Annotated in this window: 13 protein-coding genes; 11 read left to right on the top strand and 2 right to left on the bottom strand. The window is 70.7% G+C overall.

The genetic code is table 11. The annotated features are described in order from the left end of the window. Window positions 1-131: 131 nt before the first annotated feature. Window positions 132-713 carry a 16S rRNA (guanine(966)-N(2))-methyltransferase RsmD gene (gene rsmD, locus E3O32_RS07195; RefSeq protein ID WP_134508085.1) on the bottom strand — a complete coding sequence of 194 codons (582 nt, stop codon included), beginning with the start codon at window positions 711-713 and terminating at the stop codon, window positions 132-134. 102 nt (window positions 714-815) lie between these two features. Between rsmD and E3O32_RS07190 the strand changes: the two genes are divergently transcribed. The 11 genes from E3O32_RS07190 to smc all read left to right on the top strand — a co-directional run bounded on the left by E3O32_RS07190 (window position 816) and on the right by smc (window position 15,610). Further along, on the top strand, window positions 816-1,670 hold the full coding sequence (locus E3O32_RS07190) for a tetratricopeptide repeat protein (protein WP_241974690.1): 855 nt from the start codon (window positions 816-818) through the stop codon (window positions 1,668-1,670). Then, window positions 1,667-3,889 carry an ATP-dependent DNA helicase RecG gene (locus tag E3O32_RS07185; protein WP_134508083.1) on the top strand — a complete coding sequence of 741 codons (2,223 nt, stop codon included), beginning with the start codon at window positions 1,667-1,669 and terminating at the stop codon, window positions 3,887-3,889. Before E3O32_RS07190 ends, E3O32_RS07185 begins: the two co-directional genes overlap by 4 nt. Window positions 3,890-3,942: 53 nt before the next feature. Continuing rightward, window positions 3,943-4,431 (top strand): pantetheine-phosphate adenylyltransferase, encoded by a 489-nt coding sequence (gene coaD / locus E3O32_RS07180; RefSeq protein ID WP_134508082.1) that lies wholly within the window; start codon window positions 3,943-3,945, stop codon window positions 4,429-4,431. Window positions 4,432-4,580: 149 nt separating this feature from the next. Beyond that, window positions 4,581-5,555, top strand: a complete 975-nt coding sequence (locus E3O32_RS07175) for an AAA family ATPase (protein ID WP_134508089.1) — start codon at window positions 4,581-4,583, stop codon at window positions 5,553-5,555. A gap of 4 nt (window positions 5,556-5,559) precedes the next feature. Continuing rightward, a complete protein-coding gene (locus E3O32_RS07170; RefSeq protein WP_134508080.1) occupies window positions 5,560-6,933 on the top strand; it encodes a DUF58 domain-containing protein in 1,374 nt (457 codons plus the stop codon). After that, a complete protein-coding gene (locus E3O32_RS07165) occupies window positions 6,933-9,287 on the top strand; it encodes a transglutaminase TgpA family protein (protein ID WP_134508078.1) in 2,355 nt (784 codons plus the stop codon). Before E3O32_RS07170 ends, E3O32_RS07165 begins: the two co-directional genes overlap by 1 nt. A gap of 11 nt (window positions 9,288-9,298) precedes the next feature. Next, window positions 9,299-9,871: a YceD family protein gene (locus E3O32_RS07160; protein ID WP_134508076.1), complete on the top strand. Its 573-nt coding sequence runs from the start codon at window positions 9,299-9,301 to the stop codon at window positions 9,869-9,871. A 2-nt stretch (window positions 9,872-9,873) separates the two neighbouring features. After that, window positions 9,874-10,077 (top strand): 50S ribosomal protein L32, encoded by a 204-nt coding sequence (gene rpmF / locus E3O32_RS07155; RefSeq protein WP_134508074.1) that lies wholly within the window; start codon window positions 9,874-9,876, stop codon window positions 10,075-10,077. Between the two features lie 123 nt (window positions 10,078-10,200). Next, window positions 10,201-10,890: a ribonuclease III gene (gene rnc, locus E3O32_RS07150; protein WP_134508072.1), complete on the top strand. Its 690-nt coding sequence runs from the start codon at window positions 10,201-10,203 to the stop codon at window positions 10,888-10,890. A 24-nt stretch (window positions 10,891-10,914) separates the two neighbouring features. Continuing rightward, window positions 10,915-11,820, top strand: a complete 906-nt coding sequence (gene mutM / locus E3O32_RS07145) for a bifunctional DNA-formamidopyrimidine glycosylase/DNA-(apurinic or apyrimidinic site) lyase (protein WP_134508070.1) — start codon at window positions 10,915-10,917, stop codon at window positions 11,818-11,820. 220 nt (window positions 11,821-12,040) lie between these two features. Beyond that, entirely contained in the window at window positions 12,041-15,610 is a 3,570-nt protein-coding gene (smc, locus tag E3O32_RS07140; protein ID WP_134508068.1) for a chromosome segregation protein SMC, read from the top strand. Window positions 15,611-15,615: 5 nt separating this feature from the next. Here the strand turns inward: smc and E3O32_RS07135 are convergent, their stop codons facing one another. Continuing rightward, window positions 15,616-16,011: a four-helix bundle copper-binding protein gene (locus E3O32_RS07135; protein ID WP_134508067.1), complete on the bottom strand. Its 396-nt coding sequence runs from the start codon at window positions 16,009-16,011 to the stop codon at window positions 15,616-15,618. Window positions 16,012-16,021 lie beyond the last annotated feature (10 nt).

The raw sequence follows: 16,021 nt of genomic DNA, 5'->3' as shown, positions 1-16,021 counted from the left end.
CAGCGCCCGATCGCCCGCGCCGACACCAGCCCATCGACATCCGACATGGGACTGAGCGCTGGCCTCGATCGCCAGCCTCCAATAATCAACACGCTCTTCCGCGGTCGCGGGCTGCCGATTCGGGCGCGGCCTCAGGTGCGCGGGGCCAGGACGGGAGAGGCGTACCAGACGGTGGTGTCGCCGTAGTCCTTGCGCCGCTCGCTTTCGAGGCCGGGGCCCCAGGCCGGCTCGGGGGAGCGGGAACTGCGTTCGACGACCACGAGGGCGTCCGGGTCGAGGAGCGGGGCGAGGGCGGTCAGGTTGTGCCCGAGTTCGGCCTCCGGCAGGTCGTACGGCGGGTCGAGGAAGACGAGGTCGAAACCCTCGCCGGTGGCGGCGAGGAACGATTGCACGGCCTGCGAGCTCACCTTGATCTTCGGGGCGTTCTTCTTCGGGGCGGCACGGAGCACGGCGTCCGTGTTCTTGCGACACAGCTGGGCTGCCCCGAAGCTGTTCTCGACCAGCGTCACGATGCGTGCGCCACGGCTGGCCGCCTCGAGCCCGAGCGCCCCGGACCCCGCGTACAGGTCGAGAACGCGGGAGCCGCGCACGACGTCGCGGGCGTCGAGGGCCGAGAAGATCGCCTCGCGCACCCGGTCGCTGGTCGGTCGGGTACCGGTCTTCGGCACGGCCAGGGGCAGGGAACCGGCGAACCCGGCGACAATTCGCGTCATGAGGTATCGAGCCTATCGCCCGCCGCCCTGCCGGCGGCTGTCCTGCCGACGGCTGTCCTGCCGCCGGCTGCGGCGGAGGGCGCCGGATGTCATGATGGACCGGTGACCGATACAGCAGCGTTCGCGGCGGATCCGATTCCGCCGGCCGCCACCGTGCCGCCCAACCCGGTAGCCCTGGGGACCGGCCCGGTCAGCCAGGCCCTGCTCGACTCCCTCTGGGACTTCACCGACGCGGCGGCATCCGCAGGGCGTTTCCAGCAGGCCGCGGACGACGCCGGCCGTGATGACGAGGCACGGGCCGAGCTCGCCACCCAGCTCGCCCGGGCGTTCGGCCTCCTCGGCCGCTTCGACGACGGACTGGCCGCCCTCGCCGCGGTGCAGGAGAGCACCGAGGAACCCACCGACCGGCTCCAGGCGCGCGTCGCCCTCGAACACGGTCGGCTCCTCCGCAGCATGGACCGGACGGATGAGGCCGTGCCCTTCTTCACCCTCGCGGCGCGGAAGGCGGCATCCGCCGGGGCCCAGTTCCTCGCCCTCGACGCTCTGCACATGCTGGCCATCGCCGACGCCGGGCACGAGGAGGAGTGGGCCGCCGAGGGTCTGGCGCTCCTCGACACGGCCACGGATGCCCGGACCCGGCGCTGGGGAGTCGCGCTGCACAACAACCTCGGCTGGTTCCTGCACGACTCCGGCCGCCCGGAGGATGCCCTGCCGGAGTTCGAGGCGGCGCTGCGTGCGGCAGAGACCGTCGGCACCCACGAACAGCGCCACCTGGGCCGTTGGGCCGTCGCGCGCTGCCTGCGCACCCTCGGCCGGACCGACGAGGCCAGGACCCTGCAACAGCAGCTGGCGGCCGAGCGGCCCGACGACGACTTCGTGCGCGCCGAACTGGCCCTGCTCGACCAGACCGCCGACGCGACCGGAGTGTCAGGGGCAGAGCCTACGATCGTGCCATGACCGAATCGGCTGCCGTCGCACCCGGTGCCGTCTCGCCCGGTGCTGTCTCACCCGATACCGTCACCCTCGACACGAAGCTGGCGAATGTCGTGGGCGGCCGCACGACCGCCGCGCTCACCAAGGCGTTCGGCATCGTCACGGTCGGTGACCTGCTCAGCCACTACCCGCGCCGCTATGCCCGCCGCGGCGAGCTCTCGGCGATCAGCGACCTGCCCCTCGATGAGAACGTGACGATCATCGCCGAGATCCGCACGGTGGAGGAGCGGCAGATGAAGGCCCGGAAGGGGTCGATCGTCGAGGTCAAGATCTCCGACGGCCGCGGCATCCTGAGCCTCACCTACTTCAACCAGTCCTGGCGCGCGAGACAACTGGCACCGGGCATGCGCGGCATGTTCGCCGGCAAGGTGTCCGACTACCGCGGTCACCTGCAGCTGACCCACCCGACCTACCGGCTGTTCGGCCCGGGCGAAGACGACGAACCCGATATGCCCACGGATGCCGCGGACGCGAAACTCTGGATCGAGCAGCCGATCGCGATCTACCCGGCCACGAACGCCATCGCGAGCTGGCAGATCACCAAGACGATGGAGGTCGTGCTCGACGCCATCCGTCGTGTGCCCGACCCGATCCCGGCCGAACTCCGCGCCGAACGGGGCCTGCTGCCGCACGGCCGGGCGCTCGAACTCATCCACCGGCCCGAGACCGACTCGGACTGGCGCCGGGCCAGGGACACCCTCCGGTTCACCGAGGCGTTCGTGCTGCAGACCGCGCTCGTGCAGCAGCGCAACTCCGCCCGTGCCCGGAAGGCCACGCCACGGCTGCCGGTTCCCGGTGGCTTCCTCGAGCGCTTCGACGCCGCCCTGTCGTTCACCCTCACGAGCGACCAGACGGTCGTCGGCGACGAGATCGCACGCGACATCGCCGAGGACGCGCCGATGAACCGCCTGGTGCAGGGGGAGGTCGGGTCCGGCAAGACGGTCGTCGCGCTCCGGGCGATGCTCGCGGTGGCCGACTCGGGCGGGCAGGCCGCCTTCCTCGCGCCGACCGAGGTACTCGCCGGGCAGCACCTGCGCTCGATCGTGCGCGCCCTCGGACCCGACCTGGCCGTGCAACTCATGCCGACCCTGCTCACCGGGCAGCTGCCCGTCGCCGAACGCCGGAAGGCTCTGCTGCGGGCGGTGTCCGGCCAGTCGCGCATCGTGATCGGCACCCACGCCCTGCTCGGCGACGCAGTGACCTTCTTCGACCTTGGACTCGTCGTCGTCGACGAGCAACACCGGTTCGGCGTCGACCAGCGTGAGGCCCTCCGGCAGAAGGGGGCGGTGCCGCCTCACGTGCTGGTGTTGACCGCCACCCCCATTCCGCGCACGATCGCGATGACCGTCTTCGGCGACCTCGACGTGAGCACGATCACCATGCTCCCTGAGGGGAGGCAGGGCATCGAGACGTTCGTGGTGCCCCTCGGCGACAAGCCGGCCTGGGCGACGAGGGTCTGGCAGCGGCTCGCGGAGGAGCTCGCGCTGGGCCGGCAGGCGTTCGTGGTGTGTCCGGCCATCGCGCCCAAGCAGTTGGAGGAGGGTGAGGTCCTCGACCCCGAGGCCAGGGCGCCGGCCTCCGTCGAGGAGACGCTCGCCGAACTCCGGGCCAAACCGATCTTCGCCTCGGCGCGAATCGAGCCCCTGCATGGCCGGATGACCAGCGAGCAGAAAGACCAGGTCATGAGGGCGTTCGCCGCCGGCGAGATCGACGTGCTCGTCGCGACGACCGTGATCGAGGTCGGCGTCGACGTGCCCAACGCCTCGGCGATGGTGGTGATGGACGCCGACCGGTTCGGCGTCTCCCAACTGCACCAGTTGCGCGGCCGGGTCGGTCGCGGGGGAGTGCCGGGGCTCTGCCTGCTCGTCACGACCGCCGAGGCCGAGTCGGTGTCGCGCGAGCGGGTCGAGGCCGTCGCGGCGACCCTCGACGGCTTCGAACTCGCGCAGGTCGACCTCGAGTTGCGCCGGGAGGGCGACGTCCTCGGCAACAACCAGTCCGGCGGGAGGTCCTCGTTGCGCCTGCTCCGGGTGGTGACCGACGGCGACCTGATCGGGGAGGCGAGGGGCCATGCCCAGGCGCTGATCGGCTGGGACCCCGAACTGGACAGCGTTCCCGCCCTGCGCGACGCTGTGCGGCGCCGGCTCGACGACTCCGAACGCGCTTCGCTGACGAAAGGCTGACGAGTAGCATTCCGCACGGGCGTCGTTCACGGTGTGGGGCTAGGGTGAAGCGTATGCGCAGGATCGCCGTCGTCCCTGGATCATTCGACCCCGTCACACTGGGGCACCTCGACGTGATCCAACGGGCGGCCGGTCTCTTCGACGAATTGCATGTCCTCGTGGTGCACAACCCCGCCAAGTCGGCGCTCCTGCCGATCAGCCGGCGGGTGTCGCTGCTGCAGCTGGCGATCAAGGATGCCGGCCTGCCCGACAACATCACCGTCGCGTCCTGGAGCATGGGTCTCCTCGTCGACTACTGCCTCGAGGTCGGCGCGAGCGTGCTGGTCAAGGGCATTCGCTCCCAGATCGACGTGGCCTACGAGACCCCGATGGCGATCGTCAACCGCAACCTCGCATCCGTGGAAACCGTCTTCCTGCTGCCGAACCCGGCCAATGCGCACGTGTCCAGTTCGCTGGTGCGCCAGGTGGCCGCGCTCGGCGGGGACATCGCACCGTACGTCCCCCGGGTCGTCGCCGATTTCCTGCAGAAGGCACCAGTGTGAACGGAACACCAGTGTGAACGGAGCACCAGTGTGAACGGAGCACCAGTGTGAACGGAGCACCCGTCAGAGTGGTGACGGGCCCGGCGGTCGCCGGGACCGAGGTCGGTGCTGTGGCCGGGTTCGGCGACGAGGCCGAGGTGGAGACACCGATGGATCTCGCCGCCGTCGAGGCGTCCGCGCGGGCGATCATGCGCAACGTGGAGACCGTCATCGACGGCAAACACGCCGCGGTCAAGACGGCACTGACCGTGCTGCTGGCGCAAGGGCACCTCCTGATCGAGGACGTTCCCGGCGTCGGGAAGACCATGCTCGCCAAGGCCCTTGCCAAGTCCGTGCACTGCACGGTGAGCCGGATCCAGTTCACCCCCGACCTGCTCCCGTCCGACGTCACGGGGGTGTCCGTGTTCAACCAGGCCGACCGGCGCTTCGAATTCAAGCCGGGCGCCATCTTCGCCAACATCGTCATCGGAGACGAGATCAACCGGGCCAGTCCGAAGACCCAGTCCGCCCTACTCGAATGCATGGAGGAACGACAGGTCACGGTCGACGGCTCCACCTATCTGCTGCCGCTGCCGTTCACCGTGGTGGCCACCCAGAACCCGATCGAAATGGAGGGCACCTACGCGTTGCCGGAGGCCCAACGCGACCGCTTCATGGCCCGGATCTCCATGGGCTACCCCGACAAGGATTCCGAGCTGGCGATGCTCGACTCCCGGGACACCTCGAGCCCTCTGGCGGGCATCACCGCCGTCGTCTCCGGAGCCCAGTTGCGGGGGATGATGACCGCGGCGCGGGCCGTTTTCGCGTCCGGCGCGGTCAAGGAATACGCGGTCAACCTGGTGCGGGCCACCCGTGACGACCGGGACCTGCGCCTCGGTGCCAGCCCGCGGGCGACCCTGCAGCTCATCCGCGCGGCGAAGGCGCAGGCCGCGCTCAACGGCCGGGAATACGTGCTGCCCGACGACATCGATTCGCTGGCCGTGTCGGTGCTCGGGCACCGCCTGGTCGCCAGCAGCAGGGTGCTGGGTCATCACCACCAGGATGCCGCCCCCCTGATCGAAGAGATCGTCACCCGCATCGTCGACGCCACGCCGGTGCCGGTCGGCGCCCAGGGACGCCCCTAGGCCCATGTCCGCGTCGCGGCGGCCCCTGTGGTTTCCCCGGCTCACCCTCCGGGGCGGGGCGTTCCTCGGTGTCGGCGCTCTCTTCCTGGTGCAGTACCTCTTCACCGGGCGCCGCGACATCCTCTTCGTGGCCTGCCTGCTCCTGCTCGTGCCCGTGACCGCCGCCGCGTATGTCGCGATCCGCCCCGTGGCGGTGAAGGTGAGCCGGACGTTCCGGCCCTCGGTCGTGGAGGCCGGCCGGGGAACGATCGTCACCCTCATCGTGCGCAACCTGTCCGCCCGCCCGCTCTACGGCCTGCGCTGGAGGGACACCGGCGCCCCCGGGCTCACCACTCCCGGCGCCCTGGTGCTGCCTGGTCTCGACCGGTTCGAGGGAGGACGGGACAACGGCGCGGATGCCGTCAGGCTCGAATACTCGCTGGCGCCAAGGCACCGGGGCATCTACTCCAGCGGCCCGCTCCGGCTGGAGCGATATGACCCGTTCGGGCTCGCCTCGAGCGAATGGACGGTCGGCGAGCCCCTCGATCTCGTGGTCACCCCGACCGCGACACCTCTCTCGGGGACCGGCCTGACCGGCGCGGGCGGCGACGGCGACGCCCGTGAGCGGTTGCGGCACCTCAACCACAACTCGGACGAACTGATCGCCCGGGAGTACCGGCCGGGGGACCCGCTCCGGCGGGTGAACTGGCCCGCGACCGCGAGGCATGGCGAGATCATGGTGCGCCAGGAGGAACACCGCAGCAACCCGGTGGCCAGGATCGTGCTCGACACCGCGTTGCGGGGTCGCCCTGCGCCGCCGCCCGGCCAGGGACCCGACCGCCGCTTCCGGCACGACCAGGCCTTCGAAGTGGCCGTTGAGCTCGTCGCCTCGGTGGGAGTGCACCTCCTCGACGCCGGCTTCCGACTCGACCTCGTCGAACTGGGGCCCAGCCAGCTCGGCTCCCGCACCGGGACGGGCCGCGGCGGCCTGCGCGGGGACCCGGCCGTGGAATTCCAGGAGGCCGGCGGAATGCGGCTGCTGCTCGAGGGCCTGGCCGGCGTGGTGCCCCTCGAGCCGGGCCCGGCCGGCGGGGCCCCGCCCGCGCCCGCGCTCTCCGGCGGCTACGCGCCGCAACTGCCGCTGCCGACCTTCGCGGTGCTCGTCGACATCGACGAGCAGGATGCCGCTGAGCTGGCAGCCCTCGGCGCCGCCGCCCGGCCCGCGGTGGCCTTCAACCTCGACACGATGCGGCCGGCCGTGATCGAGACGCTGCGCGCCGCCGGCTGGCGCTGCGTTCCCGTGCGCGCGGCCCGGGACATCCCCGCCGCCTGGTTGGACGCCGCGCGTGCCCAGGGCGCGGCCCAGGGCGCGGCCGCCTTCACCGGGCGGGAGCCCTAATGAGCCGGCCCGGGGCTGCAACAGGCCTGCGGCGCCCGCTCCGCGCCGAATGGCCGGTCACCGGCGCGCTGCTGCTCCTGCTGCTCGTGGCGAACGGGGCCCTCGGTTCGCTGCTGCAGTCCACCACCTGGTGGTGGCTGATGGCCTTCGTGTCCGCGACCGTGCTGATCGGCCTGGCCGGGCTCCGCCGGGTCGGCCTGGCGGAGTCGCTCGCCCCGGTCGCCGGGTTCGGCATCCTGCTCGCCACGGTGACCCTGCTGTTCGGCGGCGGCACGGGGCTGCTCTGGCTGATCCCGTCCCTGGAGACCATCGACCGGTTCGGCAGGCTGGTCGACTCCGGGCTGGAGTCCATCCAACAGCAGGGCACGCCGGCCGACCCGGTCGCCGGAATCCTGCTGCTGCTCTGCGCGGGAGCAGGAGCGATCGCTGTAATGGTGCACCTGCTCGCGATCAACCTCCGGGTTCCGGCGCTCGCCGGGCTTCCCGCGCTCGTACCCGTCGCCGTTCCCGGCCTCATCATCGACGGCGGGGCCGACCCGCTGGCCCTCGTCCTGACGGCCATCGCGTTCCTCATCCTGTTGCGCGTGGACGTGCGGGTGCGGCGAACCAGGGAAGCCGACAATCCGCCGGTCGGGCCGAACGCTCCGCGGGTGGTCGGTCCGGTGCGCCGGCGGGGCCCCGGCCCGCTGTGGGGGTCGATGGTGGTCGGCAGCATCGGCATCGTGGGGGCGCTCCTGCTCAGCGTCGCCACCCCTGCCGTGCCCGGTGGAGGCTTCGCCGGCACCCGGGGCGTCGGCACGCTGCTCTTCGGGAGCGGTGTCACCCCGCTGATCAACCTCGGGCAGGATCTCCGGCGCCCCCAGTCCAGTGCGGCCCTGCACTACCGCACCACTGCGTCCCCGCCGCCGTACCTGAAACTGCTGACCCTCGACAACTTCGTCGGCGCCACCTGGATGGCCAGGGTCGAACCGGATAATCCCAGCGACAACGTCGAGGCCATCGCCCTGCCGCAGGGGCTCTCCTCCCAGGTCGTCACGAGGGAGACCAGGACGCAGATCGTCATCGACGGCGTCGCGACCCGGTGGCTGCCGACCCCGTTCGCGCCGAAGAAGGTCACCGGCCTGGTCGGCAACTGGTACTGGGACCGGTCGACCTCGACCATCGCCAGCGCCAACAGCATCACCCGCGGTCAGCAGTACACCGTCACGGCGCTCGAACTCGCTCCGACGCCCGCGCAGCTCCGGGCTGCGGGCACCCGTTACTCGGCGAGCATCCGGCGCAACCTCGACCTGCCCGGGAATCGGCCGGCCATCATCGACCAGACCGCCCGCGACGTGACCGGCGGGGCGATCTCGCCCTACGACGCGGCCGTCGCCCTGCAGACCTACCTGAGGGGCGGCGTGTTCAGCTACGACACGGATGCCCCGGTAGCCGAGGGCTACGACGGCGGCGGCGTCGACGTCGTCGGCAAGTTCCTCGAGGTGAAACGCGGCTATTGCGTTCATTTCGCTTCGGCGATGGCGGTGATGGCCCGGTCCATCGGCATCCCCGCCCGGATCGCGATCGGTTACCTGCCCGGGTCGCGGTCGACGAGCTACATCGAGGGGCGGGACCGGTTCAACGTCGACGCGCACGACCTGCACTCCTGGCCGGAACTGTATTTCAGCGGAATCGGCTGGCTGGCGTTCGAGCCGACGCCGGGGCGCGGCACGGTGCCGGCGTACACAAGGGAGACGGATGCCCAGGTCCAGCTCGGCGGCGAGGCCGGCGGGCTCGCGACGGCCGCGCCGCGGAACGCCGACCCGGGCGGCCAGAACGTGTCCGACGGCCTCCGGGCTGCCACCTCCCCAACCGGCGGCAGCGACGCAACGACAACCGTCTCCGTGGCCCTCGCGGCCGTCCTGATCCTGCTGATGTTCCCCGGCGGCGCGCGAGCGTTGCGGAGGCAGGGACGGCGCCGGCGCGTTCGCGCCGGCCCGGGCGCCGCAGGCTGGGCCTGGGACGAACTCACCGACACGGCCGTCGACCACGGGGTGCGGGTGCGCGACACCGAGACCCCCCGGGAACTGGTCGCGCGCCTGGAGCAGCTTAACGGCCTGGTCTACCCGCCGGCCGGCGACCCCGGCGCTGCGCTGCGGCGGTTGCTGGTCGCGGCCGAACGCCAGCGTTTCGGTCGACCCGGCGCCGCCTCGGGCGGGGCCTCAGCAGCGTTGGCCGCGGACCTCGACCAGGTCACCCGCGCGATCCACGCCGGCGCCTCCTGGCCGGAGCGCATCCGTGCGATCGTGCTCCCTGCCTCACTGCGGAGGCCGTCGAGGGTGGCACGGAACGAGACCCTGCCCGCGGACGCGTAGAATCTCCCACCGTGACCAAGTTTAAGAAGACCCCGTACAAGGTCGATGTGCGCGACCTCATCAACCGGCCAGGCACCATGCACGAGCGGCACCTCGAGATCGTCGTGCCCGGTGACCTCGGAGAGGGCCTGGTGGCCGTCAAGGCCGGTTCCGCACTGACCGTGAACCTGCGCCTGGAGGCTCTGCACGAGGGCATCCTGGTGTCCGCCCAGATCTCCGGAAAGGCCGCCGGGGAGTGCGGAAGATGCCTGATTGACATCGAGTTGCCTGTCCAAGTCGAGTTTCACGAGCTTTTCGCGTACTCTCTAGACGAAGCTTATGAGTGTGAAGTTCAAGATGACCACGTGGATCTTGAACCTCTGATCAGGGACGCAGTGGTGTTATCACTGCCTTTCCAGCCGGTTTGCCGGCCGGATTGCCCAGGTCTCGACCCAGAGACCGGGCAGCGGCTTGCCGAGGCCCCTGAACTCGAACCAGAAGAAAAGCGCGATCCCCGGTGGGCCGCGCTGATGGAATTCCAGGCTTCCGCAAGCATCGGCACGGATGAAGACATCCAGGCTGAATCAGATAGAGAAGAGAAGTAGTCATGGCAGTCCCGAAGCGCAAGCAATCACGCTCGAACACCCGCTCACGTCGTTCCTGCTGGAAGGCCGAAGCCCCCACCCTGGTGAAGACCATGGAAAACGGCAAGGTCGTCTACAGCCTCCCGCACCGTGCCAAGGTCGTCACCGACGCCGCCGGCACCGCGATGTTCATGGAATACAAGGGCCGCAAGGTCGCTGACGTCTAGTCAGAAGTTTTCAGGTCAGCGGATGCTGGATGCTCTGATGCCGCGCCGTCGAAGGACGAGCAACCCGAATCCGGGGTGTTCCACCTCGGGGCGCGGCATCTGCCTGTGCCCGGAGGCCGGCGCATGAGCTCCGACGCATCCGGGATCTCGGCTCTTCCGGCGATCCTCGGCGTATCGATCGACCCCGGCCTGCTCGAACTCGCACTGACCCACCGGTCGTACGCGTACGAGCACGGTGGCGTGCCCACGAACGAGCGCCTCGAATTCCTCGGCGACTCTATCCTCGGCCAGGCCGTCACGGTCATGCTGTACCGAGAGTTCCCGCGCCTCGACGAGGGGGACCTCGCCAAGCGCAGGGCCAGTCTGGTGTCCAGTGTCGCCCTCGCCGAGATCGCCCGCGGGATCGGCCTCGGCGAGTTCGTCCGCCTCGGTCGCGGTGAGATCCTCACCGGCGGACGAGACAAAGGTTCGATCCTCGCCGACACCGTCGAAGCGCTGATCGGCGCCGTCTACCTCGACTCCGGCGGAGAGGTCGCGACTCAGCTCGTGCTGCGACTGATCGCACCCCTGCTGAACGACCCGGGGCACTTCGGTGTTTCGATGGACCCGAAAACAAGCCTGCAGGAGGCCGCCGCCCGGCTCGGATCCGGTGTGCCCGTCTACGGGATCGCCGAGAGCGGCCCGGACCATTCGAAGGTCTTCATCGCGACCGTCACCGTGGGCGTCATCACCGCGACCGGCGAGGGCACGAGCAAGAAGCACGCCGAAATGGCTGCGGCGCTCGACGCCTGGACCCGGCTCGGCGACCTCTGATCCAGCGGCTGGAAGGCGTCTGACGTGCCCGAACTTCCCGAGGTGGAGGTCGTCCGGTCAGGCATCGAACCGGCGGCCACCGGTGCCGTGATCGCTGCCGTCGAGGTGTTCGAGGAACGCTCGCTGCGCCGCCACGACCCCGTTCCCGGCTCATTCGCCGCGCTGCTGGAGGGGCGGCGCATCCTCGGCGCCGTGCGGCGCGGCAAATTCCTCTGGCTGCCTCTCGATTCGGGGCGGGCCCTCGTCATCCACCTGGGCATGAGCGGGCAGGTGCTCCTTCGCGCCCCCGGTTCCGACTCCGACCGGATGCTCCGGGTGCGCCTGCACCTCGACCACCCCGTGCACGGCGAGCTGCTGCTGCACTTCGTCGACCAGCGCATCTTCGGCAGCATGGCCGTCGACACCATGCAAGCGACGCGTGACGGTCTGGCCGGGGGATACTCCGGAGCGGCGTCAGGCGACTGGTCGGCGCTGATCCCGTCGCAGGTCGCCCACATCGCCCGGGATCCGATCGACCCCGCGTTCTCCGCGGACGCGTTCCTGGCCGCCCTCGCCCGTAGGAAGACGGGTGTCAAACGGGCGCTCCTGGACCAGACCCTGATCAGCGGCATCGGCAACATCTACGCCGACGAGGCGCTCTATGCGGCCCGGCTGCACTTCGACCAGCCGGCCGACTCGTTGTCCCGTGCCAGGGCACGCCTCCTGCTCGACTCGGTGCGGGTCATCCTGGGCCGGGCCCTCGCGGAGGGCGGCACGAGTTTCGACGCCCAGTACGTGAACGTCAACGGCGAATCCGGCTACTTCTCGCACAGCCTCACCGCCTACGGGCAGCAGGGCAATCCGTGCCCGCGATGCGGCACCATCCTGGTCAGGCAGCAGTTCATGAACCGGTCGTCCCACCTCTGCCCGCGGTGCCAGCGGCTGCGCTGACCCGCCCGTTCCCGTGCCGGCCCCTGCCCCTGGCCGTCGAATCCGACGGAGAATTTGAGCAAAACCGGCCCGTGGCATCCGCTTCAGCCCCAAATCGGCAAAATCTCCGTCGAATTCGACGGGCCCGCGCCTCCCCGGCACGGCGCGATCTGTCCGGTACCGTGGAACCGGGCGGCAGGCCCGCAGGGACCTGGCACCGACGACAGGAAAGGGCGCAGCGTTGTATTTGAAGAGCCTCACCCTCAAGGGGTTCAAGTCGTTCGCTCAGTCCACGACCTTCGCCTTCGAGCCCGGAGTCACCTGCGTGGTCGGCCCCAACGGCTCCGGCAAGTCGAATGTGGTCGACGCGCTCGCCTGGGTGATGGGGGAGCAGGGGGTCAAGACCCTCCGCGGCGGCAAGATGGAGGACGTCATCTTCGCCGGCACGTCGACCAAGGGTCCGCTCGGCCGGGCCCAGGTGACGCTGACGATCGACAACACCGACGGCGCCCTCCCGATCGACTACTCGGAGGTCACGATCTCCCGCACCCTGTTCCGCAACGGGGCCAGCGAATACGCGATCAACGGGCAGACCTGCCGCCTGCTCGACGTGCAGGAACTGCTCAGCGATTCCGGCCTCGGCCGGGAGATGCACGTCATCGTCGGTCAGGGGCAGCTCGACGCCGTGCTCCGGGCCAGCCCCGAGGAACGGCGCGGCTTCATCGAGGAGGCGGCCGGAATCCTCAAGCACCGCCGCCGCAAGGAGAAGACCCTCCGCAAGCTCGACGCGATGCAGGCCAACCTGACCCGGCTCAGCGACCTCGCAGGGGAGATCCGGCGCCAGCTCAAACCCCTCGGTCGCCAGGCCGAGGTCGCGCGCGAAGCTCAGGGCATCGCAGCGGTCGTGCGTGACGCGCGGGCGCGCCTCCTCGCCGACGACGTCGTCACGCTGCGCACGGCCCTCGACGCGCACGGGCGCACCGAAAGCGAACGCCACTCCGAACGCATCGTGCTGCAGGAGCAGCTTGACCAGAAGCGCCTGCGCCTGCGCCGGCTCGAGGAGGCCCAGGTCGGCGACGCCGTCGACCTGGCCCGGCGCACCAGTTACGGCCTCGAGTCCGTGCAGGAACGCCTCCGCGGCTTGTACACGCTGGCCAACCAGCGCCTGGCCCTGCTCGCCGACCAGGCCGAGTCCGTCGACACCGGGCCGAGCGTGACCCCGGCCATGCTCAGGGATGCCGCCGCCGAGGTCGACGCATTGCGGGAACGGATCGGCCTGGCCGAGACCCGGCACGCGAACGCTCGCGAGGCAGCCGCCGCCGCGCGTGGACGGCTCGACGCGCTCGACCTGGAGATCGCCGCGAAGGCGGCGCTGGTCTCCCGCCACGACCTCGAGATCGCCGCCCTGAAGGGGCAGGCCGAGACCGCGGCGTCCCGGCTCGCCTCGGTCAGGGGAGAGGTGCTCCGCCAGCAGAACGCCTTCGACGCGGCCAGGCAGCGAGCGGATGCGGCCCAGGCCGTGCTCGACGCGCTCCACGCCGACGCCTGGGCGGAGGGCGCCGACGAAAGCGACCTCGCCGACGCGTGCGAACGCTCCCGGACCGTCGTGACCGAGGCCGAGGCCGAGGTGGAGCGCCTGCGCGAGGAACTGCACACGCTCGAGCGTGAACGGGACGCGCTCGCGGCCCGCACGGGTGCCCTCTCGCTCGCCCTGGACCAGAAAGACGGCTCGTCCGCGCTCGTCGCCCAGGCGCAGGCCGGCATCCGCGGCCTCGTCGCCGACCACGTCCACGTGCATCCGGGCTTCGAGGCCGCGATCGCCGCCGCTCTCGGTTCGCTGGCCGACGCCGTGCTGGCGGAGACGCGGGACGCCGCCTTCGACGCCATCGGCACGGCGCGCGCCGATGACCTCGGCCGGGTCGAGCTCATCGTCGCCGGCAGCGGGAACCCGGGAACGGCCGCGGGGACCGGCGTGTCCATCCTGCCTGGCCTGTCGAACCTGCCGGACCTGTCGAACCGGCCTGGCCTGGTCTGGGCCCGTTCGGTCGTCGAGGCCCCGGCCGGGGTCCTCGCACTGCTCGAGCACATCGTCGTCGCCGACGACCTGGCGTGCGCCCGGGCCGCCGAGGACCTGCTGGTCGCCGGCGGCACGGCGCCGCTGACGTTCATCACCCTGGCCGGCGACGTGCTGAGCGAACACGTGCTGCGCGGAGGGTCCGGCGCCCGGCGGAGCAGGCTCGAACTGGTCGCCGACCGGGACGCGGCGGCCGACCGGCTCGGCGAGGTCCGCTCCCTGGTCGAGCGGGTGGGAGCGGACCTTGCAGAACAGCGCGGACTGCTCCGCCACGGCAAGGAGCAGCTCGTCGCAGCGCGTGCCGCGCAGCGGGAAGCCGAGTCCCGCGTCACCGCCCGCGCCGAGAAGTCCGGCCGGGCCACCGTGCAGGTCCAGGCCGCCACCGCCGAATTCGACCGGCTTTCCACTGCCCTGCACGTGGCAGGCGTTGCCGTCGCCGGCGCGGAGGCCGAGTCCTCTCGCACCTCCGCCGAGTTGGAGGCGCTGCGGGCGCGACCTCGCCCGGTCCTGGACGTGAGCGCGCGGGACGCCGTCCACGCCGAGGTGGAGGCCGCCCGGGAGACCGAGATCGAGTCACGCCTTCAGGTGGAGACCGCCAGGGAACGCGTGCGGGCGGGACAGGCCCGGAGCGCCGGCCTCACCAGGCGGCTGGAGGCCGAGCGGGCGGCAGCCGAGGAGGCAGCCAGGCGCGCGGTGATCCGGCGCCGCCAGGTGGCGGCAGCCCTGGAGGTCGCCCAGGCGCTGCCCCGGGTGCTCGCCTCCGTCGACGGAGCGGTCGGCGAGGCCCGCCTTCGCCTGGCCCAGGCCGAGGCGGAGCGGACCAGCCAGAACGAGGAGCTTTCGGCCCTGCGGCGGGAGGACGCTGCCTTGCGCGACCGGCTCCAGGCTGTCACCGAGAACGTGCACGGCCTCGAACTGGAGATCTACGAGAAGAAGCTCCACCTGTCCGGGCTGCTCGAACGGGCGGGCAGCGAACTGGGCCTGGTCGAGGCCGTGCTCGTCGCCGAATACGGGCCCGACCAGCCGATCCCGTCCGAGAGCGACGCCGGGGCATCGGGGCTGCCCTACGACCGGGCCACGCAACAGCAGCGCCTCGCCGCCGCGGAACGCCGGTTCGCGCAACTCGGCCGGATCAACCCGCTCGCCCTCGAAGAATTCGCGGCCCTCGAGCAACGGCACAAGTTCCTCACCGAACAGTTGACCGACCTCACCAACACCCGCACCGACCTGCTCACGATCATCGCGGAGATCGACGAGAAGATGGGGGTCATCTTCGGCAGCGCCTTCGACGACACCCAGGCGGCGTTCGCCGAGGTCTTCCCGGTGCTGTTCCCCGGCGGCAGCGGCAGCATCCGCCTCACCGACCCTGACTCCCTACTCACGACCGGGATCGAGGTCTCGGTCAAACCGGCCGGCAAGAAGATCGAGCGGCTCTCACTGCTCTCCGGCGGGGAACGCTCGTTGGCGGCGGTCGCCCTGCTGATCGCGATCTTCAAGGCGAGGCCGAGCCCGTTCTACATCATGGACGAGGTCGAAGCGGCCCTCGACGACGCGAACCTCGGCCGGCTGCTCACGATCTTCGAGGACCTGAAGGCCGCGAGCCAGCTGATCATCATCACCCATCAGAAGCGCACGATGGAGATCGCGGACGCCCTCTACGGCGTGTCGATGCGGCAGGACGGGGTCTCGGCCGTTGTCGGGCAGCGGCTCGCGAAGGACGAGGCCCGGGCGTCCTGAGGCCGTCACCCCGCGCTGTGCCTTAGAACGGCGAGCAACCGGGTGCAGGAGTCTCCGACCCGGCGGCAGGCCATGGAACAGGTCTGCCACGAGGGGTGAATGGCCTTCATCCGCTCGCAGGCCGCCGCTGAGACCTGGCTCGCTTCCCGGCAGGTCTCCAGGATCGAGATCGCGGTCGGACCGTTGTTGCGGGTGTGCCAGGACAATACCCGGGTCGTGGTGATGCAGATTTCAACGCAGTCGAGGTCGGCCAGGAAGCAGGCGGTGACCTCGCCGTCGCCCTCGATGGCGAGGCAGGCATCCGCGCAGTCTTCGCTGACCTTCACCAGCGCGTCACAGGCCGCGACGCACTGGGTGATCCCGGCCTCGATCGAATCCTCCGGCCAATCCTTCACGGGCATGCCGACACCC

Source organism: Cryobacterium mannosilyticum (assembly GCF_004402705.1).
Classification (GTDB): Bacteria; Actinomycetota; Actinomycetes; order Actinomycetales; family Microbacteriaceae; genus Cryobacterium; species Cryobacterium mannosilyticum.
This window is presented reverse-complemented; position numbering and strand designations above follow the sequence as displayed.